This is a genomic window from Paenibacillus sp. LRG-1 (assembly GCF_057220305.1).
Genome location: NZ_CM170126.1, coordinates 705,387 through 726,752 on the forward strand (window position 1 = coordinate 705,387; position 21,366 = coordinate 726,752).

At 45.4% G+C, this 21,366-nt stretch carries 15 protein-coding genes; 9 read left to right on the forward strand and 6 right to left on the reverse strand.

Annotated elements, in window-relative coordinates; genetic code table 11:
- Positions 1 to 51 precede the first annotated feature (51 nt).
- The 3 genes from ACUUJN_RS03165 to ACUUJN_RS03175 are packed head-to-tail and all read right to left on the reverse strand — an operon-like array spanning position 52 to position 4,045.
- Entirely contained in the window at positions 52 to 1,245 is a 1,194-nt protein-coding gene (locus ACUUJN_RS03165) for a Ger(x)C family spore germination protein (protein ID WP_023986889.1), read from the reverse strand.
- The gene (locus tag ACUUJN_RS03170; protein WP_484669258.1) at positions 1,238 to 2,341 is read right to left on the reverse strand and encodes a GerAB/ArcD/ProY family transporter; all 1,104 of its coding nucleotides are present in this window, start codon (positions 2,339 to 2,341) and stop codon (positions 1,238 to 1,240) included. Before ACUUJN_RS03170 ends, ACUUJN_RS03165 begins: the two co-directional genes overlap by 8 nt.
- Positions 2,342 to 2,365: 24 nt before the next feature.
- The gene (locus ACUUJN_RS03175; protein WP_484669259.1) at positions 2,366 to 4,045 is read right to left on the reverse strand and encodes a spore germination protein; all 1,680 of its coding nucleotides are present in this window, start codon (positions 4,043 to 4,045) and stop codon (positions 2,366 to 2,368) included.
- Positions 4,046 to 4,278: 233 nt separating this feature from the next.
- On the opposite strand from ACUUJN_RS03175, the gene ACUUJN_RS03180 reads away from it, so the two are divergent.
- From ACUUJN_RS03180 to nirD, 8 genes are all read left to right on the forward strand, one after another.
- A complete protein-coding gene (locus ACUUJN_RS03180; RefSeq protein ID WP_028541072.1) occupies positions 4,279 to 5,289 on the forward strand; it encodes a LacI family DNA-binding transcriptional regulator in 1,011 nt (336 codons plus the stop codon).
- A gap of 413 nt (positions 5,290 to 5,702) precedes the next feature.
- Positions 5,703 to 6,359, forward strand: a complete 657-nt coding sequence (gene rpe, locus ACUUJN_RS03185; RefSeq protein WP_069079782.1) for a ribulose-phosphate 3-epimerase — start codon at positions 5,703 to 5,705, stop codon at positions 6,357 to 6,359.
- A 19-nt stretch (positions 6,360 to 6,378) separates the two neighbouring features.
- Entirely contained in the window at positions 6,379 to 6,828 is a 450-nt protein-coding gene (rpiB, locus tag ACUUJN_RS03190) for a ribose 5-phosphate isomerase B (RefSeq protein ID WP_023986894.1), read from the forward strand.
- 42 nt (positions 6,829 to 6,870) lie between these two features.
- A complete protein-coding gene (locus ACUUJN_RS03195; protein WP_023986895.1) occupies positions 6,871 to 7,830 on the forward strand; it encodes a DUF7916 family protein in 960 nt (319 codons plus the stop codon).
- Positions 7,831 to 7,971: 141 nt separating this feature from the next.
- Positions 7,972 to 9,831 (forward strand): beta-glucoside-specific PTS transporter subunit IIABC, encoded by a 1,860-nt coding sequence (locus ACUUJN_RS03200; RefSeq protein WP_076295385.1) that lies wholly within the window; start codon positions 7,972 to 7,974, stop codon positions 9,829 to 9,831.
- Positions 9,828 to 10,499 carry a DUF4867 family protein gene (locus ACUUJN_RS03205; protein WP_023986897.1) on the forward strand — a complete coding sequence of 224 codons (672 nt, stop codon included), beginning with the start codon at positions 9,828 to 9,830 and terminating at the stop codon, positions 10,497 to 10,499. The genes ACUUJN_RS03200 and ACUUJN_RS03205 overlap by 4 nt, the downstream gene beginning before the upstream one ends.
- A gap of 259 nt (positions 10,500 to 10,758) precedes the next feature.
- Positions 10,759 to 13,188 (forward strand): nitrite reductase large subunit NirB, encoded by a 2,430-nt coding sequence (nirB, locus tag ACUUJN_RS03210; protein WP_023986898.1) that lies wholly within the window; start codon positions 10,759 to 10,761, stop codon positions 13,186 to 13,188.
- 39 nt (positions 13,189 to 13,227) lie between these two features.
- The gene (nirD, locus tag ACUUJN_RS03215; protein ID WP_023986899.1) at positions 13,228 to 13,557 is read left to right on the forward strand and encodes a nitrite reductase small subunit NirD; all 330 of its coding nucleotides are present in this window, start codon (positions 13,228 to 13,230) and stop codon (positions 13,555 to 13,557) included.
- Between the two features lie 71 nt (positions 13,558 to 13,628).
- On the opposite strand, the gene ACUUJN_RS03220 is transcribed toward nirD, so the two are convergent.
- The 3 genes from ACUUJN_RS03220 to ACUUJN_RS03230 all read right to left on the reverse strand — a co-directional run bounded on the left by ACUUJN_RS03220 (position 13,629) and on the right by ACUUJN_RS03230 (position 19,408).
- Positions 13,629 to 14,894, reverse strand: coding sequence for an exosporium glycoprotein BclB-related protein (locus ACUUJN_RS03220; protein ID WP_341063473.1), 1,266 nt, complete (start codon positions 14,892 to 14,894; stop codon positions 13,629 to 13,631).
- Between the two features lie 235 nt (positions 14,895 to 15,129).
- The gene (locus tag ACUUJN_RS03225; RefSeq protein WP_484669260.1) at positions 15,130 to 19,020 is read right to left on the reverse strand and encodes an immunoglobulin-like domain-containing protein; all 3,891 of its coding nucleotides are present in this window, start codon (positions 19,018 to 19,020) and stop codon (positions 15,130 to 15,132) included.
- A 46-nt stretch (positions 19,021 to 19,066) separates the two neighbouring features.
- On the reverse strand, positions 19,067 to 19,408 hold the full coding sequence (locus tag ACUUJN_RS03230; protein WP_023986902.1) for a phage tail protein: 342 nt from the start codon (positions 19,406 to 19,408) through the stop codon (positions 19,067 to 19,069).
- A 238-nt stretch (positions 19,409 to 19,646) separates the two neighbouring features.
- Between ACUUJN_RS03230 and ACUUJN_RS03235 the strand changes: the two genes are divergently transcribed.
- Positions 19,647 to 21,347 carry a spore germination protein gene (locus ACUUJN_RS03235; RefSeq protein WP_254349259.1) on the forward strand — a complete coding sequence of 567 codons (1,701 nt, stop codon included), beginning with the start codon at positions 19,647 to 19,649 and terminating at the stop codon, positions 21,345 to 21,347.
- Positions 21,348 to 21,366 lie beyond the last annotated feature (19 nt).

Sequence of the window (21,366 nt, forward strand, 5' to 3'; positions counted from 1 at the left end):
ACCGCGAATCTTAAGTCGAATTGGCTTTTATATAAGGCCAATTCGACTCTTTCATTCGGCAGATGAGCCTAAATCCGTAATAGATAATTTTATATCGAAGGTTACGGGTATTTTGCTGAATTTGTAATCCCAATCATCCTTTACTTTTTTCCACACTTGAGGCTGCTCAATATTTAAACGTTCGCCAAAACTGGCGACATCGACTTTATATTCTGATTGTAATTTGTGCATAAGAGACTTAATCCTTCTAGTCACTTCTTTTTCAAATTCTTTCTCAGCCTCTTTCATGTTTCGTGTCTCTGTCGGGTTCACTTTCTCATCCCAGTTTTCGATTAAACGTCCTTTGGATTCAATTTTTACGTGAAACGAGATATCGTTACCCTCGGTCACCTTCGCTGTTATTTTGCTTTTTACCGATTTGATCTCATAAGTTATAGCTTCATTCCGCTTGTCATACGTTTTGACAGCTCCGCCCTCAACATCACCTTTAATCCATGCAATGCTCTCTACGTCTTGTTGTCCCAAACTACCGATCCAGTGACCGGTGTCTCCTTTAATAACACCAGCACCCGAAAATTCTAATTCTCCATCGGATTCAGAAATGTTTTGCAATATATAGCTTTTTTTGGAGTGCATCAACCCATCCAACTCAGACAAATTGACTCCCCTCATCACCTTGCTGGTTCTGAAATGATTACGAAGCATATATAGAATATGAATGGATGGGACCTCGTCCTTATATTTGGTAACTAAGGTATCAGCTGCACGTTCCTTACTTAAGAAAACAAAACAACTCGGACGAATATCATTATCACGAAGCACAAAATCCATCAATTGCTGCATCGTCTGTTGTTCTGCCAATTTGGTGGAAACCACCATGACCTTTAGATGGTGACCAATAATCGGGCGATCCAGACGGAGGGATAATTGCCGGAAGATTTCAAGTAAAGAATCCCCGGTGGCAGCTATATTAATATAGTTTGGCCCTTGTCCACCACCTTGTTTTGCCGTGTTTCCAAAAGTCTTTTTGGGGACGATTTGCACAGTGGCAGTAATTTTATTTTTCTTGAAGTAACGGCTGCCTTCCTTTTCCAGGTCCTTTTCCACTGTGCTGGGCTCACCCTTATCCAGAGCCAGTCCTGTATACATGCTTAGTTCTTCTATTTCTCTGCTGCTCCAGCAACCGGCTTGAGTTACCAGGAGAATGAAGGCAAGCAGCAAAGATAGGATTTGTTGCCTATACATTTTGCTTCATTCCCTTCTTCCTGATCATGAAAACGATGGAGAGAAGTACCGGGACCAGAAAAAATAAAATGATTCCCATGTATCCGATCGCATCGCCTAGGCTAAACACTTCCATCATACGAACAGGAGTCATTGTGGAGATAAAGATAATTGGGATTAAGCCAAAAATCGCATAACGATATCTAAGGCCAAATACCTGTGAGACACCTAAGGATGCATTGAAGAAAAAACTGCAGAAATTACAAAACATTTGCATCATCCAGATTACCAGCAACGGAAACTCAAGACGTTCAAAAAGAAATCCGGAGATTTCAAAGCTGCGCATTAAATTAATGGTGGGCCAGGTACTTGTCATAGTAGAGTCCACCGATAACCCGCCGACTACCATAACTACTGTCAAAAAGTATAATACCCAAGGGATGCTGATTCCCACTACCATGGCCTTTATGGCTTTTTCAGGGTACTGCAAGAAAGCGACCAGTGTCATGATGACTTCACATCCAGTGAAAACAAGGACAGTCGACTTTAGCCCCTTAACTACTGGAAGAATACCGCTACTCAATACAGGACGAAGATGGTCAATTTCAAAGATCCTTAGGCTAAGGACAAAACAGATGAGTAAAAAGAAGAGACTGATCGGGAGTACAATCTGGTATAACCGCGCAATGGGATTAATACCTCCAAAAACCAGATAACTTCCCACCCATATGAATGGAATCACAATCGCCCATATGGGTGTCCCTTCAAGCAAAAAATAAATCGTCACTTCAGCTAAAACACGAATCTCAAAGCCAGCGATGATGATAAAGTATATGATTAATAATAGACTTAAAAATCCTCCTGGAATGATACCGACGATTCTCCTGGAGTATTGATACACAGTGTTTCCGGGAAATTGTTGGCTTAATTTTACCATGAGCAACACCACTAATATGACAATACATCCGCCAAGCAGGACAGAGAGCCATGCATCCGGAGTCTTTACCGTTTCAGTTACACCTCTCGGCAGTGTCAAAATCCCTGCGCCCAATACCGTATTGGTCAGGAATACTGCCGCCTGTTTGGATGTAATCTTATCATCAGAACGTCTAAACACAATCCTTCCTCCTTCCTCCGGGTGCTATGATTTGCGCTTGCTTTGCTGAGTTTTCATCATAACGGGTCTTCGTTTCATCAGAGATATAGGGGCTCGAATGTACACATCCTTCCAGTCGCTTGGACGCATAGGGGAGAAGGGAGTCACATACGGTACGCCAAAGCTTTTTAATTTCGTCAGATGGATACAAATTAACAGAAAGAACAATACGGTTCCAAACATGCCCAGGATTGCTGCAAATAGCATGCCGACGAAACGCAAAAGACGCAAGGTAATGCCCGCACTATATGTCGGTATCGAAAACGAAGAGATGGCAGTAACCGAAACCACAATCACCAGGAACGGGCTAACAATGCCCGCATTGACAGCAGCATCGCCGATGACTAAGCCTCCCACAATGCCCATGGCAGGACCGATAGGTTTGGGCAATCGTATGCCGGCTTCCCGCAGGATTTCGATAGAGATTTCCAGAATCATAACTTCTATGACAGATGGAAAAGGGACGCCTTGACGGGTCTCGATGATGCTAATAATCAGCTTGGTTGGAATCAAACCGGGATGAAACGATATGAAAGAGATATATAAAGCAGGACCCATAAGCGCTATAAAAGCTCCGCAAAATCGTAACACGCGTAAAAGTGTCCCTGGAATCCAGCGCTCATAATAGTCCTCGGGAGATTGGAGTAGCATACTGAAGGTCACCGGAACAATAAGTGCAAAGGGAGTACCATCCAGCAGAATCGCTACTCTTCCTTCCAACAAAGCACTTATGACACGGTCGGGGCGCTCAGTGTTGTGAGCCTGCTGGAACGGACTTAAATAATTGTCTTCAATAAGTTGCTCCACATAACCGGATTCAGCTAAAAAGTCCATGTCTATTTTTGAAATTCTGCTGTTTACTTCTTCGAGGAGATCCGGATTCACAATATCCTTGATGTACGCGACAACCAGATCTTTTTTGATTCGGCTTCCCACTTGGAATTTCTTCATTTCCAGACTTTTGTTTATGCCTTGGCGTCGAAGCATCGAAGTATTTTCACTTAATACCTCCGTAAAACCGATCCTGGGACCCCGAAGTAATGCTTCAGAGGTTGGTTCATTGACGGAGCGAATGGAGCCATTAGGCGAGCCTACCAGCAGTGCTCCCTTCATTCCTTCAATTAATAAGGCAGTATGCCCTAAAAGTATAGACTCTTGCAGGTCCTCCATATCAGCAACTTCACTAATTTGCGTAAGCGGCATCAAGCTTTCTTTTATAAAAGAGCTATTTATACTTTCCTGCTGTTCCTGTGGGGCCTGCTGGCCGTCAAACATCAAGACCTCCAATACCTGCTTGCTCATTAGCTTTTCATCCTGCATACCATCTATGAAGACTAAAACGGACCGTGCATGATATTTCTTTACTACAAACTCACGAAAATGCACATCACTATTTTCGCCTATAGCCTCTCGGATCGAATTTAAATCGGAATCGTAATTCCCTGTAATTTTGGAGCTTGGTTCATGCTGTTGATCAATGTGCCCTTCGTTATTTTCATCGGAGAGAGAACGACCAGAAGAATGCTTGGATTTCGCTCCCTTACTGCCAACAAACGAATAAATCGAGGTGTTTATATAATAAATCCCTAAAGGAATAATCAACGCGAGGCCTGCTTGAAAGAGTGTACTCCAGCTTGGAATATAAGAAATTATTTTAGACCACATGATGATCACCTCCATACGATTAATTCATTTTTCCTTAAGATACAAGTTGTTCCTAAAGTATTCCTTATAAAGGTTGTATTTACTCATTAAAATGGTATGTTGACTTGTGGTCTCTTCGTATTTTGGCGGAAAACTCTTTCTATGCTAGTGTGTCAGTTGACACCCATATTAGGATTATGTTAATCTCCAATCAGGAAAACGTTTACTCAATATAATTATTTGAGGGAAATAATATGAAAAAAAATCAAGTGTCCATAAAGGATATTGCCAGGTTAAGTGGAGTTTCTGTAGCTACGGTTTCCCGTGTGATTAACGAGAATGGTCGCTTCTCTGAGGAAACACGGCAGAAGGTTGTTGAAGTAATCCAAAAGTACCAATATGAGACTAACAGCATCGCCAAAAGCCTGCGGATGAGTAAATCACAGACGATTGGCGTTTTGGTGCCGGATATTAATAATGAATTTTTTTCAGTCATTGTACAAAAAGTGGAAAGCTTCTTTTTTAAACAAGGATATTCTACCATTATATGTAATACTGCTAAAGATGCGGAGAAGGAACGAGAATATTTGAAAACTTTGGATGGAAAAATGGTAGATGGTCTGATCTGCATTTCGGGTCAGGAGGAGCTTTCTGCGGAATTGCTTAAACGTCCCATTCCGATTGTATGTATTGACCGACGACCAAAGATTAATACGAACGTAGCTTTTATTGAGTCCAATCATTATGAGGGTGGATTTTTGGCGACAGAGGAGCTGATTAACAAAGGCTGCAAGGAAATTTTGCTGTTGACCAAGCAAAACAATCTATCCTCTGTTAATGAGCGTCTGTACGGGTATAAAGATGCTCTGCAAAAGCATGGACTGCATCCATCCGAGGACCACTTGGTTGCAGTTCGCAATGATGGGCCTACTCTGGAGACCGCACAGGCTGCTATTAAACATGTCTTGGAAAAAGGACTGCGGTTTGACGGTATTTTTGCAACTAATGACTGGTTGGCTTTGGGCGGATTACTGGCGTTACAGAAATTCGGAGTACAGGTCCCCGGTGAAGTCAAGATAGTGGGTTTTGATAATGACACAATTTCCCAATACTGTAATCCACCATTGACTACAATTGAACAGGATAAAGAAACACTTGCAGATAAAGCTTCCAGTATGCTGCTTCGTATGCTGAGTGGAGACAAGATGGAACAAGAGCAGCATTATTCCATCCCAGTACGATTGATACAACGCAGTACCACCTAGTTTCGTGGTCAGATATCATCTTGCATTAGCCAAGGGAGAGGTGAGCATAGGTACTGTTTTACCTCTCCAGAGTAAGATGGTTGAGCTGTGCTCTATTATGCTGTAAACTTTCCCGTTTAATATCCAACAAAAAAATGGTTTGACAACAATATCAGAAAATGATAACTTTAATTATGTTAAATGTAATCGTTTACCCAAGAGAGATCAGAATCCATATGATGTGTGAGAAACCAACAAGTGATGGAGTTCGAGCCATGAACTGTTGTTATTTTTTTCAATGGGTAAACGTTTTCTCTACTGATTTATTCAATACCAAAGGGCATAAAGATCAACTGCTGCTTTTTGGAAAATGTAAAACAGATTATGTCGTTTGAGTAATCGTTTACTCTATTTTAGAAGAAGGGTGATTATGAATGAGTATGCTATTATGTCCTTCCATGATGTGCGCTAATTTCAGCTCCTTGGAACATGAAGTAAACGCGCTGGAAGAAGCCAATGTGGATATTTATCATATTGATATTATGGATGGTAGATTTGTCCCTAATTTCGGAATGGGGCTTCAGGATCTGGAGTTTATCCGTAAACAAACTCAAAAAACAATGGATGTACATCTGATGATAGACAACCCTTCCGCCTACATTGATTTATTTGCTGATAAGGGTGCAGACATCATTTATTTTCACCCGGAGGCCGATATGCACCCGACGCGCACCATTGACCGAATTGTTGGAAGCGGGGTAAAAGCGGGAATCGCTCTTAATCCGGGGACAGCCATTGCTGCAGTAGAACCTTTACTTGGCATGGTTGACTATGTGTTGGTCATGACCGTAAATCCGGGTTTTGCAGGGCAAAAATATTTACCCTTCGTGAACGACAAGATTAAAGCGCTGCAAGCTTTTAAACGCGAAAAGGGATTGAATTATACAATCGTGGTTGATGGGGCTATCTCCGAAGAGAAGATCAACGAATTGGCACACTACGGGGTTGAAGGATTCGTACTGGGGACATCCACTTTGTTTGGTAAAGAAGAATCTTACAAAACCATCATTAACAGATTAAAAAATATCTAATTCGGGGAGGAATAAAGCCATGAAAATTGCCATCGGTAGCGACCATGTGGCTGTAGAGCTTAAAACGACGATTTCAACTTATCTTAATGAACTGGGTCATGAGGTCATGGACTATGGACCGCAAACTTCAGAAAGAACCGACTATCCGAAGTATGGAAAGCTCGTTGCAGAGGCTGTGGTCGGAAAGCAGGCTGACGCAGGCATTCTGATTTGCGGCACAGGCGTGGGAATATCCATCTCGGCCAACAAAGTCAAGGGAATTCGGGCTGTAGTATGCAGCGAGCCTTATTCTGCACAGTTGTCCAAGCAGCACAACAATACAAATGTTCTTGCATTCGGTGCACGTGTCGTCGGAAGCGAATTGGCGAAAATGATAGTGAAATCATGGCTGGAGGCTGAGTTTGAAGGAGGACGCCATGGCGACCGCATCAAGATGATATCCGACATCGAGGAACAGCATTTGTGCTGATGAACGACCACTTAAAACATAAATGACTTGGAGGAGATTACATTGGCAAAAAGATTAATCGCAAGCACGAAAACGGATATTTTGAAATTTAGCGCAGCAGATCTAAAAGAATCCATTCTGGCTTCTGAAGGGCGCGTCATTATGGGACAGCATCATGTGATGCTGAATTCCGGCCTGGTCGATGGCGTTACCAATGCGGAGATCCAAGCAGCTTACGGCGCAGATATGGTTATGCTGAATGGCTTTGATATGATCAAGGAAGAATCCAATATCGGATTGCGTGAAATGAAGCATGGCAAGCTGGCTGATAAGCCGTATAGCCTGAAGCAAATCAAGGAATGGGCCGGTGTTCCGCTCGGTATTTATTTTGAGTGTCCAAGCCCGGATGCTCAGGTTGCGGGAGAACAATATGTGGAGGCCAAAGAAGGAAGAATCGCTTCCAGAGAGAACTTCCTGCGTGCCTTAGAGATTGGAGCTGACTTTATCGTATTGGGAGGAAATCCTTCCGCAGGTACAACCTTTGAACGGATCATTGAGGCTACCAAGCTGGCAAAAGAAACACTGGGAGACAAAATCCTGATCTGCGCCGGAAAATGGGAAGACGGAACCATTGAGAAAGTATTGGGTGATCCACTGAGCGAGAGACCTTCCAATGAAATTATTAAGGACTTGATCGATTCTGGTGCTGACGTTATTACGTTGCCTGCACCTGGCTCCAGACATGGTATTACAGTGGAGCACGTCAGACAATGTGTAGAATTTGTCCATTCATATAAACCCGGAACGCTTGCTCTTTCTTTCCTGAACAGCTCAGTTGAAGGGGCAGATGTTCAAACGATTGCCTGGATCGCACTCATGATGAAACAGACGGGCGCGGATATTCATGCCATTGGAGATGGTGGTTATGCAGGAACACCTCTTCCTGAGAACGTATACCAGCTTGCGCTGTCCATTAAAGGACGCAGACATACAATCAAGAGAATGGTAGGAAGAAGCCGGTAACGATTGACCCCGTGTAATTCAGAGACTCTATATTCTTTTCGTACTCCTTGGAGTGCGCGTAGAGTCTTTGAATTACCACCATCCATGTAAACGTTTACTTTTATAGAAAAATGCCAAATGAGGATTAAAGGAGCGAGCAGTATGTCCAATGAAAAACTGGCAAAAGACATTTTAGCGTCCGTTGGCGGAGAAGGAAATGTCTCTAGCTTGGTGCATTGTGCCACTCGGTTAAGATTTAAATTAAATAGCAGGGATCAGGCCGACAAGAACCAAACACAAAATATTCCCGGGGTTATTACAGTTGTTGAAAACGGTGGACAATATCAAGTGGTCATTGGAAATACGGTAGGGGACGTATATAAAGACATTTTAAAGATCAGTAGCCTTGGAGATGACGACAAATCGAATGCATCCGCTGCTCCTGAAGGCAACTGGTTCAACAAAACGGTGGACATTATTTCCGGTATTTTTACACCATTTTTGGGGGCACTGGCAGCTTCGGGGATTTTGAAAGGGCTTTTATTAATGCTCGTCTCGTTAGGATGGCTCACCAAAACAGGTGGTGTCTATTCGATCTGGTTCGCTGCCGCAGACAGTATCTTTTATTTCCTGCCGATCGCGATTGCTGTGACCTCTTCGAAGAAATTTGGAGCCAATACCTTTGTTGCGCTTGCGGTAGCAGGGGCTCTGGTGTATCCGAATATTATTACTTTGTATAACGATAAAACGGATATTTCGTTCTTCAATATTCCTGTTGTTCTTATGAGTTATACTTCTTCGGTTATTCCAGTGATTATCGCGGTTTGGTTGCTATCCATTCTGGAGAAATTCCTGAATAGAGTAATTCATGATAGCGTGAAAAATTTTATAACGCCACTTATCTGTCTGATGGTCATTGTTCCCTTGACTCTGATTGCGGTTGGACCAATTGGAATATATGCGAGCTTGGGGCTGGCTAAGGGTTACACTTTCTTATACAATTTGAGTCCGATTGTAGCGGGAGTCATTGTAGGTGCCGGGTGGCAGATGTTAGTTGTTATGGGGCTCCACTGGGCGTTTATTCCTATCATGTACAATAACATTGCGGTATACGGTCATGATACTTTGAAACCATTATTTGCGCCTTCTAACTTTGCACAAGCAGGTGCGGCACTGGGTGTATTCCTTAAAACCAGAAATCCAAAAGTGAGAGCGATTGCCGGGCCTGCAGCGATAACAGGTTTGTTTGGCATCACGGAACCGATCATCTACGGGATTAGTATCCGCTACAAAAAACCGTTCGTATGGGCTATTATCGGGGGCGCTATCGCCGGGGCAATCACAGGTGCGGCGGGTTCCGTGGCAATTGCTCCAGGTATACCGGGCTTGGCATCCCTGCCGATATTCTTCGGCACAGGATTTGCCGGATTCGTAATTGCCATTATCGTAGCTTATATATTCACAGCCATTACCACGTATTTCTTTGGATTTAATGATTCCATGGAAACAGAAATGATTGCAGTCCATGAAGAGAAGAAAGAAGCTGCAACCCCAGCTCCTGCGCTAACGAACGAGAATATTTCCAGCCCGCTGACGGGTACTGTCAAACCGTTATCCGAGATATCTGATGAAGTGTTCTCTACTGGAGCCATGGGTAAAGGCGTTGCTATTGTGCCTGAGGATGGCAAACTGCTCTCTCCATTCAACGGAACTATAGCTAATGCCTTCCGTACAGGCCATGCGATTGGTATTGTATCGGATGGAGGAACGGAGATCTTGGTTCACATCGGTATGGACACCGTCAAGTTGAAAGGACAGCATTTTAAAACGCATATCTCAGAAGGGGATCGGGTTACCAAAGGTCAACTGCTGGTCGAGTTTGATATTGGAGCAATTAAAGCTCTGGGCTATGACATGACTACACCGATTATTGTGACGAATACAGCCGAATACTCTGACGTTAAGGTGCTGGGAAATAACCGAGTGTACACAGGAGATTCATTGCTGGAGGTCAAGCTATGAAGACTACGGAAAGACTAAATCAAATCAATGCACCTTTGGTTATTTATGAGGTAATGAGCGAAGCATTCCGCCCGTATGGAAGGCTGCTGCCTCATTTTAATACCACAGAGCTTATCAAGTATGCAAAAGAAACGACCAGCGTACCCGATCAGGGAAACCATTATGTACCTTCGGTCGCAGAACTCGAAGACTTCGGTGTAATTCACCGGATTCAAGATGAGGTGTACGGCCAACTTCCAATTCAGGCTGGTTTTTGCGCAGGTCAGAATACGGGTCTGACCGGGCTGGAATATCATCAGGGCAGCGAGGTGGTGATTGCCGCTACAGACTGTATTCATCTTGTCGGCAGAGTACAGGACATTGAGGACAATTCCTATGACAGTGCAAATGTTCAGGTGTTTTTTCAGCCTAAAAACACGGTTGTCGAGATATATTCAACGACACTTCATTATGCTCCCTGTAAAGTTGACAGTGAAGGATATTTGACGATTGTGATCCTTCCGGCAGGAACGAATATGCCACTTGAAGCGGGAGAAGGTAGCCGGGGGAACCTACTGCTGACTAAGAAAAATAAATTTCTTATGGTTCATAGTACACAGATGGAAAAAATCGCGGCTGGCGTCCATCCCGGGCTGCACGGGAAGTTGCTGAATATTTCTCCCATTTGAGTCAAAGTCCATCATTCATAAATTAAACTAAGGGACCAGCTAGCTGGTCCTTTTTTTTAACTCAATTTCAGCTGCTTACCTTTATCCCTTGAAGCAGAATAGGGAAATCCCTAAATATTTTTAATTTGAACTACATTGTGATTCTAATCACATATAGCTCTATCTGCTGCATTAAAATAGAAGCATAAGCAATATTCATAGGAACGTAGGAGATGTCGTCGGATAGGAAGCATCGTCGAATGAATGGAGGAACCGGTATATGATAAACAGTAAACAAAAACTTGTGGTTATAGGGAACGGGATGGCTGGTATCAATACGGTCGAACAAATTTTGAAATTAACGGATAAGTATGAAATTACGGTCCTGGGAAATGAGCCGCATCCGAACTATAACAGGATCATGCTCTCTTATGTGTTGGAAGGTAGTAAAACGATTGATGATATCATACTGAACGATTTGCAATGGTACGCGGATCAAGGGATTACTTTATATACAGGAAAAATGGTGAAAAGCATTGACGGTGAGAACAAGAAGATTCGCACCGAAGACGGACTGGAAATTGATTATGATGTAGCTTTGGTAGCTACTGGTTCACAATCATTTATTCTGCCTATTCCGGGTAAAGAATTACCGGGTGTCATCGGTTTCCGAGATATCGCCGATTGCTCGGCAATGCTTGAGGCAGCAAAGACCTTTAAAAAGGCAGCTGTCATTGGTGGAGGCCTATTGGGGCTGGAAGCAGCTAAAGGCTTGGTCAACCTGGGTATGGATGTTACGGTCGTTCATTTAATGGAGGATTTGATGGAACGCCAGCTGGACCGGGAAGCCTCTGCGATGCTGAAAACAGAACTAGAACGCCAGGGAATCAAGTTTGCTATGCAAATGCAAACTGCGGAGGTGTACGGTCAAGATCGGGTACAAGGACTGCGGTTTTCAGACGGAAGCGAGCTGGAAGCGGATTTGGTCGTTATGGCCGTCGGGATCAAACCTAATATTCAGGTGGCTGTGCAAAGTGGTATGGAAACGAACCGTGGTATTGTAGTCGATGATTTGATGAGAACCTCCGTGCCGGATGTATATGCTGTAGGGGAATGTGTTGAACACCGCGGAACCTGTTACGGCTTGGTAGCTCCGCTGTTTGAACAGGGGAGTGTAATTGCCAAACATTTGGCAGGTGCGGATACTGAAGGTTATATGGGATCGGTGGTTTCCACCAAGCTCAAAATTTCAGGAGTGGATGTTTTCTCAGCTGGCGAATTCATAACCCAGCCTGAACATACGGTGATTGTGGCAAAGGATGAGTGGAAGCGCACATACAAAAAAGTGCTGCTTCGTGAAAATAAGATTGTTGGAACTGTACTGTTTGGCGATGTGAGCGAATCTGCTAGCCTTCAAAAATATGTGCGTCAGCAAACGTTGATGACAGATGAGATATATGGACAGATCATGGGTACTGGATGCAGCAAGGACGGGGCGAAATCATTATCCGCTGAAACGATGGCTGATGATGAAATTGTCTGTGGCTGTAACGGTGTAACCAAAAAGACGATTGTGGATGCGATTAATGATAATGGACTGACCACAGTCGATGAAATTAAGGCATGTACCGGAGCAACGCGTTCCTGTGGAGGGTGTAAGCCGGTTGTAGAGCAAATTCTGCAGTACGTTCTTGGAGACAGCTTCAAGACGTCAGCCAAGCAAGGAATATGTGGCTGCACAACTTTGAGTCGGGACGAGATTGTGGAAGCGATCAAAACCAAAGGGCTGACAACAACGCGTGAAGTTATGAATGTACTGGGTTGGCATAATGATGAAGGATGCTCCAAATGTCGGCCAGCGCTGAATTACTATCTGGGAATGATTAACCCGGATACCTATGAAAATGAGGGAGATTCCCGTTTTGTAAATGAGCGATTGCACGCGAACATTCAAAAGGATGGAACGTTTACAGTTGTTCCTAGAATGTACGGTGGTGTAACGACCCCAGAAGATTTGAAGAAGATAGCAGATGTTTCTCTTAAATACAACGTTAAGGTCGTTAAAGTAACAGGAGGACAGCGGCTGGATTTGATCGGTGTCCGTAAAGAGGATCTGCCTAAAGTATGGGAAGAACTCGATATGCCGTCGGGATATGCCTACGCGAAGTCACTTCGTACAGTTAAAACCTGTGTTGGATCACAATTTTGCCGGTTTGGCACACAGGACTCGATGGGAATGGGAGAAGTGTTGGAACGGAAATTCGAACGACTGGATTTCCCGGCAAAATTCAAATTAGCGGTTAATGGATGTCCACGCAACTGTGCGGAATCATGTACCAAAGATATCGGAATCGTAGGTAATGATGGGGGCTGGGAGATCTTTATCGGTGGTAATGGCGGTATTAAAGCGCGGTTGGCTGATTCACTCTGTAAAGTAAAAACCGACGCCGAGTTGATTGATATTGTAGGAAGCGTAATGCAACTCTACCGGGAAACAGGACAATACCTGGAACGTACTTCGGAGTGGGTGGAACGGATCGGTCTGGAGGAGATTCAGAAGGCTGTCGTTCATGATACAGATCATCGACAAGCTTTAGTAGAACGCATCGAATTTGCATTACAACAGGTCGAAGACCCTTGGAAAAAGATCATCAATGATGAGGATTCACGCAAAAATTTATTCGAGGTTGTCACCCCGTCTATTGTGTAATTGTATCTAAAATGCCTGAGGAAGGGAGCGATCAAGCAAATGATCAAAAATGCCGAATGGCTTGTCGTCGGTCATAGTAAGGATTTTCCGATCAGAATAGGGCGTACCATCCATATCAAAGGTACTGAAATTGCTGTTTTCCGCACTTCGGAGAATGAGCTTTATGCCGTTGAAAATAGCAGTCCTCATCCCAAAGGAGGTCCTCTTACAGAGGCTATAGTATCTGGTCATTATATCTATGATCCTTTATATGACTGGAAAATTGATCTGCAGACGGGCATCGTTCAAGAGCCTGATCACGGACAAATTAAAACGTTCGCCGTTTGTGAAGAGGGAGAAGAAGTAAAAATATCGTTCGAAACGGTTTAGTTCGTCTGTTGGAATACAAATAAAAAGGGCTCGACAGGAACAATCCTGTGGGGCCCTTTTTTCGTCTTGGATCAGGTAATGGTAACGCCTGCGCTTGCATAACCTACGATAGTGTTTACGAGGGAAAGTCCCGTAGCTGTTGCAGAGAAGACAAGGAGCAGACGAGTCTGTGCGGTTACGGGGATAGCCAAACCAGTAGTAATGCCGCTAGAGGTCGTTCCCAAAGCAACAATGCCATTCAGTGGAGGGGCCAATGTAACGATAGCTCCCGGAACTGCTGTGAAAGTGTTATTAGGTGTTGGGGAACTAAACAGCTGGGCAGTAATTGTCGCAGTTGAACCCACGAGAGTTAATGCAGCTGTTGTACTGAAGTAACCAGTAATAGATGTAATTACGCCATCCCGTGGTACGGAAAAAGCAAAGTTAATCAGAGGTCCTACAAGTGTACCTGTCAGGTCTATGACCCCGCCTACGAGGCTAATACCTGTTGCTGAGCTCCCAAAGCCGATCAAACTTGTGGTTCCTACCACTCCGCCAAGAACAGTTGTCAGTATAGCAGGTCCTCCTGAAGCAAACGGGATGATGGCTCCCGAGCCGGTGGCTCCGGTAATCCCTGTAACGCCCGCAGCACCCGTGGCGCCGACAGGTCCGGCCGGGCCTTCCGGTCCAGCGGCCCCGATAGGCCCGGCGGCGCCAACAGGTCCAGCCGCTCCAATGGGCCCCGCAGGCCCCACGGGCCCGGCAGGGCCAACAGGTCCGGGTGCTCCGATAGGTCCAGCGGCGCCGATAGGTCCGGGAGGCCCTTGTGGCCCTGGTCCACCTGCGGGTCCAGGCGCACCGCCGGGTCCCACAGGTCCAGGAGGTCCTTGTGCACCGGACTCCCCTGACAAGTATGTTTCACCTAATACGTTGCTAACCGTCGTTCCAGCGATTCTGATCGCGCTGATTAAGCTGTCTTTAAGAGCAGGATCAAGGGATTCTTGTAAAACGATGGACAATAGGGCATCCAGCAATTGTTGCAGTGCAGTACCTACGCCGATCGGAGAGAAAGGTGTAGCTTCTAACGCAACAATAGCAAGCTCCAGCGCTGCCAGCAAGTCTGCCTTAACCCCGCCTCTAAGTCTTAAGCTTTTCGCCAGAGACAACAAACGTCTTAAAATCTGTTGCAAGGAAGATACATTAGCCGCAGAGGGGTTTGCGAATACGACGGGGATGATCGCGGTCAATTCATTAATCAGTCTGAGAAGAGCTTCGATACTTTTATTTACTCTTGTTGGTTTACAGTCTTCGTCTTTTTTTGAAGCACCACTGAACCTGAACGGTTTTTTATGTTTCATGCTCAAATATCTCCTCCTTATCATTCTTCCTACTGTAGAGGTGATAGGTGGTTCATCGCCCCGCTTCGCAGATATTCATAATATATTTACTGAAGCGAAAAGGGTGAATAAACAAGCAAAAATGATTGTTGGAGGCTTGTACATAAAATATACATAAAAAAATACGGCCCCCGAAAAGCTTGGAGGCCGCATTGTATTTGCTTATACTCATCTGATGTATGAAGCTTGAAAAGTCTTATTTAAGAATACGTACCAGCAGTTCAGCCATCTCACCTCTGCTGATGGCTGCTTTTGGCTTGAGTGTTCCATCTGGATAACCGCTGATCCAACCGGAGGATACTGCATTTTGAAATGCTGCGGAGGCCCATGCTGAAATCTGCTGCTCATCCTTGTAGGATTGCAGTGCAGTAGTGCTGGAAATGGATATCTGATTCTGCATCGCGTGTGACAGGATCACCATCGCCTGCTCACGGGTAAGACTCTCATCAGGTCCGAAAGTTTGAGCGGTTAGCCCTTGAATCCATCCCTGACGATGAGCAGAATCCACGGCTGATCCAGCCCAGTGTCCCTGCATATCTGTAAATGAGGTAGAAGGGCTCTCATCTCCAGCAGTTCCCAATGCTCTGGTCAGTATGGCTACAAATTCTGCACGGCTTACAGCGCGCTCAGGGCGTATGTTGCCGTCTTTATAGCCTTGTATCCAGCCTTTGTCTGCAAGAGATTGCAGGGACTTCGCTGCCCAATGGCCTTGTACATCCGGCCATACCTGAGCTAGCTCTTGCGAATCTGACGAATTGATTTGGTCATTTTGCACACTGGCATTATTGGTTTGAGACTTTGCGTCTGTGGCGACGACAAAGGTACCTAACCCGGTCGTATTGACACTCACACCCGACAAAATCCCTTTTGAATCCATTACAGCAGTCCCTTTTAGAATCTCACGCTCGCCATTCTCATGAATAACAAGAATGGAGAGCTGGGGCTCTGCATTGTGTAACTCACCTAAGGATTCGTTATCCAGCGGTAGAATGATCGACGAGGTTCCTGTCACATTGGCTTTGATGTCTGTAACCGGACCCATCAGCGTCAGGCTGGATTGTTGCTCAGCCCAATCACGGATCTGCTGTGCACGTTGTACATCTACCTGCTGGAATGACAATGTAACGTCCTGCTGGCCTGAGGCCATGCTGGTTAAGGTGTCACTGGATATCATCAGTGTTCCATATCGGGATATTACCGATGCACCAATCTTATCCCATTTATTCAGTAAAGAATGAGAAAGGATAACACGACTCAGTTGCTTCTCCTGCTCCAAACGAATGTCTGCGTATGCTTTGCCTTCGCGAAGTGCTTGCTGTATCTGCTCATCCAGGAATGCCGGCGAAGGAACAAAGAGGGAGAACTCTTTCCCTTGTTCGGAAATTCCGATCTGTGGTACGAAAGCAGATAGATCCTCATTCTTATCTTTGTTAGATTTGCCTGTGTTTGCAATTACCTTGGCAGGGACGGTGACTTCTATGGCTTGCGTCAACGCACGAGAACCATCGCTTACCCTCATAACATCCAGCATGATAGTTACAACGGAAGGAGTATCTGCTTGAACAATAGTTCCGTCTGTACGCACGATGTCTGGGTGGCTACTGCTGCTGATGGTCACACGGAAACCATCAGGTACAACAGGCAACCTGAGCAGTGTGTCACTTGTTGTAGGAGTTGTTATGCTTGTGATGGAATCCGCAACGCGCTGCGCGGTTAACCCTTGCGGATATACTAGCCCTGACGGGGCACTCTTCATACCATTTACGTTCTGTAGCACATAGTAGCTGGCTCCTTCAGGCACAGGTGTAAATGTATATTTTCCCTCTCCCGAAGCGATTCCTTCCGCTATAAGCTCCTGCTGGGCATTGTACAGTTCAAGCCGTGCGCCTGGTAAGGCACCTGTAACGACCACAGAGGCTATATCCCCATTGCCTGCTGCGGCTCTAACAGCACGGGGCAGCACGTTTATATGGCGCTCTGCTGGCTCCGCTGTCCAACCTCCATTGTCGCTATAAGCATAGTTCAATACATATACACCGGGTACATTTATATCGACATTCCCGTTACCTGAAAGCTCAGGGATCAGGATATTGCCGTATACGCTGTCCAGTACACTGGCTCCCGGATCAGTGAAGCTGTCACCGGCTTCCAGAACAATTGGATTACTGCCGTTCAATCGTACGTAAGGTGTATTCGGTAATGCCTTCAGCACTGTGATTGTGAATGTTCTTTGTACAGAAGCGGTACCTTTAGAAATAATGGCAATTAACTGTACATTCATATCACCGTCTGTATATTTAGGCCGATTCACCTGACCGCTATTGCTGAGGATATCTGGTTGATCCGAAGACCAGTCGATCTGGGTGTCAAATGCTCCTGTACGAGGCAGAGCGATGGAATCCTTAATCCCTTGCGGATAATCTAAATTCAGTGTATTAGCTGCCAAATTTACGGCTTCATCAGCGCTTACGGGCAGTGCAGGCACGAGCAGGCTGAATGTTTTTCGTAGCTCAACCCCGCCTCGTGACACAACTGCTTCCAGCGTGATGGTCTGATCGCCCTGCACATAGCTTGGGAATGTTACATGCCCAGTATGATCCAAGAACTGGGGCTGAGTCGATGACCATGACACCTGAACACCATGCAGAGCGTCTTTTGGCAAATATACGTCTCCGGTTACTGTAGTCATTGGCAGCTCAAGCGCCCTGTATGCTGCGTCAACGGCTTCTGTATCGCTCATGGGCAGACTGAGTACATGCGCAGTAAAGTTCTTTGTTTTCGTTAAGCCTGCAAGTTGCAGGGTAGCCGTTAGGGTAACATCCGTATCTCCACTATTATAAGAGGGTCTGGTGAGTGTTCCATCTGCTGCAATAATTAGTGGTTTGGCTGAGGACCATTCGATCTGCGCTCCACCATAACCGGATAAAGGGAGAGAAATATTTTCTGTTACCGCAGACAAATTGCCAAGCGAGAGGGTGTCTGCTGCTTGATCCAATGTATCTTGTGCAGTTATCTTCGGTACGGTAACTTCGAAAGTTTGAGTATCCGAGGCGCTTCCCTTCGCAATCGTAGCTGTCAGTTTTACTTTTCGGTCACCCAGATCGTACCGCGGGCGTGTGACAGCCCCCTCGTTCGTAATGACGTCAGGAGTATCCGAACTCCAGCTCACCGTCGTATCATTCAATCCAGCGAGTGGCAGTGTCAGCTTTTGGGATACGGAATCAACTGTATCTCCAGATGCGAAGCCTAATGCAAGAGCAGCCTTTGCCTGTGCAACTCTCTCGGCATCGGTAAGTATGTTCACTTTAACCTCTGAGGGAGTGCTCTCCCCCTTAGCATTCACGGCCTGAACCGTGTAAAGGGCTTCACCTGGCGGCAATGCTGAGGTGTCTATGAATTGGGTTAAGTTACCTGTATAGAGGGTTACACTATCTCGTATGACTTTGTATGAAGTTGCATAAGGAACGGCATCCCAGCTTAACTCCACTGTATTTCCATTTTTGGTTCCTGTAAAATGCCCCGGAGCCTGTGGAACGGGCAATCGCTCCCCATAAGCTGCGAATTCCATGATGGAAGCCCACTGATTGTTTCTTGTATTTCCTTGATCAATATATAATCGCAAGTATCGTGTAGTTACAGGGGCAATGTTCTTTTCAACATTAGAGCTCTCATTATTCTGGACGGTATCAACAGTCACCCAATTACTTCCGTTGCTGCTTGTTTGCAATCGGAAACTGTATGGATCACGTTGATCCTGCCACCCGTTATGGATTCCCATACCTGTAACAACGTATCGATCTACGATATACCAGTCTCTCAGATCTACCTGAATCCATTTTTCACCGTTGCTGGCTTGATACCAGCGGCTTGTTGGTTCGATTGACCCATCCACAGCTCTGGAGGGATCATAGGGCTGGCTGTAGCCACTGGATGTGGCTGGCTTGTTAAGCACCACATTTTCCCAACCGGCAGCGTGAACCTCATTCGTCCCTATGAGCAGGAACGTACCGCCGATAAATGGCAGCAATGGAACCAGCAAGCGATAGGGTTTCAATTTGTTGCGTGTGAAGTTATTGCCTTCGAGCACGCCATCACCTCTTCTTCATTAATTAGCCCACCGATGAACACATTCATTAAGGGCGGGATGGGTAAACCCCTTCGGTTGCGATATAGTAGTTTACATTCGGCAACGGGGAAGCCCCGCGCAAGTCGGGTAATGCAAATGTGCTCATTCCATCGCCGCCAAAATTAGTGCCCAGCAGACTGAACAGTGCTGTATTTTGCGAAATAGATAAGAGCTGACCCTCGCATTTTAGCCAACCTTTAGGAGCGAACATGTACGGGTACACCGTAATTTCCCCAATATAAGGCTCATAACCTGCATGTGCCTGTTTGGGACTGATCGCCGTTCCCCCTAACAAAATGACCGCTAACAAACTCAACACAGCGGCTTTCTTCCAAAAATGATTCTTCATACCTACAACTCCTTTTTAGTTTCGAATAATGGCCCACGAATTCAACAAATTTGTGACATTAGTCATAGAATGAATAGATATTATCATGTAATTCCACTTTTGGCACTACAGTTCATCTATCAAATTCACCTTTTTATTCCTTTTGTGAGTAAAGAAATTTATTCCATTGCCCATGCATCTTTTTTCTAATCCAGGTAAATCTATATACAAATCCTATGGAAGTGAAGGAGGAAAGAGTGTGTGGCAGGTCATCGGAACTCATATGCCTAAATGGAACGTATGGATGGAAGCTTTCTTTTTGTTCCTCATCCCTTTGATTATTTTTCTGACGGTACGACAAATTAGAGCGATGGATGGTCGAGAGAGCAGACGTATGGAACGATTAAAGCTTTTAGAAGAAGAAGACCGTTCGCAGCATGCAGATCGTAATCCGTCTGTAAGTGAGGCTGAGAAGGTAAAAGGGACCTTTACCGAAGATTATGAAGCCAATGTAGCAAAAATCAGACAAGCAGTTACGGATATGTCAGACGTGAACGAACGATCTATTTTTCTGGAAAAATTGAACGCTGTAGGCACACTTTTTTTTGTGGATGGATTAACGGACAAGGTTGGCATGGATCAGAATATTTTAAAGCCGTTGATGGATTGGGGCAGCTCCGGGCAAGAGGGGGAAGATCTCCCGAGAGGAGAAGAGCTTCGGGATATGTTTATTCGTCAGGTTATGCTGGTATCGGAGACAGAGCATACGTTAGAGGTGCAGTTCTCCTTGCAAAAGGTGCTGTTCGGTTCAGTCATACTCTTGATTCAGGGCATACCGGGTGCTTTCGTGCTGGGTACACCCAAAGGGAATACACGAGGGGTGGAAGACCCCATATCGGAATCGGTGCTGCGGGGACCGCGAGTCGGTTTTACAGAGATACTCAGCGATAATACAGCGATGCTGCGCAGGCATGGAGAAAGTACGGAACTAGCCATGTCGTCCTTTAAAGTCGGCAAAAGAGTGGAAAAGCAGCTGATGGTGGTGTATTTCAGAGACATTGCCGACCCGGAGCTTGTAGATGAGGTAAAACGGAGGGTCAAAACCATTGATATGGATGAGGTGCTGGAGTCGGGCTATGTGGAGCAACTTATTGAGGATAATTTTCTTAGCCCCTTTCTGCAAATTCAAAATACGGAGAGACCGGATCGGGTCATGGCTGCATTGCTGGAGGGACGTGTGGCGATTCTGCTGGACGGTACACCTTTTGCGCTCCTTATGCCTGTGACGTACGGGATGATGCTCCAGTCTCCCGAAGATTACTATGAACGATGGATACCGGGGTCGCTTATTCGATTTCTTCGATTTATGGCAACTACGATATCTCTGTTCGCCCCGGCGCTCTATATTTCCTTTATCTCGTTTCATCCCGGACTGATTCCAACCAAGTTGGTCATTTCCATTATCAGTGCGAGACAGGGAGTTCCGTTTTCGACGCTGATTGAGGCCCTGATTATGGAAATTTCCATCGAAATTTTACGCGAGGCAGGACTTCGGCTCCCCAAACCCATCGGTCCAGCGATGGGCATCGTCGGCGGTTTGATTATTGGACAGGCCGCTGTTGACGCCGGGATTGTGAGTCCGATTCTCGTTATTGTAGTAGCGGTCACGGCGATTTCTTCCTTTGCCTCACCTGTATACAGCGCCGGGATCTCTATGCGTGTTCTTCGTTTTGGGGCCATGTTCACGGCTGCTATCTTCGGTTTGTATGGAGTGATCATGTTTTTCCTGATGCTGAGCATTCATATGGCTAAATTACACAGCTTCGGCGTGCCATATCTTAGCTTAACGGCCCCCCGTTCATTGAAGGACTGGAAAGATTACTTTTTGCGAGCACCGTTACAATTTATGAAAAATAGACCCATTCTATTGAAGCATAAAGACCCTAAGCGACAAGGATGAGTTCAACAACACAGGAGGG

What these genes read in the sequence shown, in the direction of transcription:
- ACUUJN_RS03200 (WP_076295385.1), top strand. Translation starts at nt 7,972, where the DNA reads ATGTCCAATGAAAAACTGGCAAAAGACATTTTAGCGTCCGTTGGCGGA.
- ACUUJN_RS03175 (WP_484669259.1), bottom strand. Translation starts at nt 4,045, where the DNA reads ATGTGGTCTAAAATAATTTCTTATATTCCAAGCTGGAGTACACTCTTT.
- rpiB (WP_023986894.1), top strand. Translation starts at nt 6,379, where the DNA reads ATGAAAATTGCCATCGGTAGCGACCATGTGGCTGTAGAGCTTAAAACG.
- ACUUJN_RS03230 (WP_023986902.1), bottom strand. Translation starts at nt 19,408, where the DNA reads ATGAAGAATCATTTTTGGAAGAAAGCCGCTGTGTTGAGTTTGTTAGCG.
- nirB (WP_023986898.1), top strand. Translation starts at nt 10,759, where the DNA reads ATGATAAACAGTAAACAAAAACTTGTGGTTATAGGGAACGGGATGGCT.
- ACUUJN_RS03205 (WP_023986897.1), top strand. Translation starts at nt 9,828, where the DNA reads ATGAAGACTACGGAAAGACTAAATCAAATCAATGCACCTTTGGTTATT.
- nirD (WP_023986899.1), top strand. Translation starts at nt 13,228, where the DNA reads ATGATCAAAAATGCCGAATGGCTTGTCGTCGGTCATAGTAAGGATTTT.
- ACUUJN_RS03165 (WP_023986889.1), bottom strand. Translation starts at nt 1,245, where the DNA reads ATGTATAGGCAACAAATCCTATCTTTGCTGCTTGCCTTCATTCTCCTG.
- ACUUJN_RS03220 (WP_341063473.1), bottom strand. Translation starts at nt 14,894, where the DNA reads ATGAAACATAAAAAACCGTTCAGGTTCAGTGGTGCTTCAAAAAAAGAC.
- ACUUJN_RS03180 (WP_028541072.1), top strand. Translation starts at nt 4,279, where the DNA reads ATGAAAAAAAATCAAGTGTCCATAAAGGATATTGCCAGGTTAAGTGGA.
- rpe (WP_069079782.1), top strand. Translation starts at nt 5,703, where the DNA reads ATGAGTATGCTATTATGTCCTTCCATGATGTGCGCTAATTTCAGCTCC.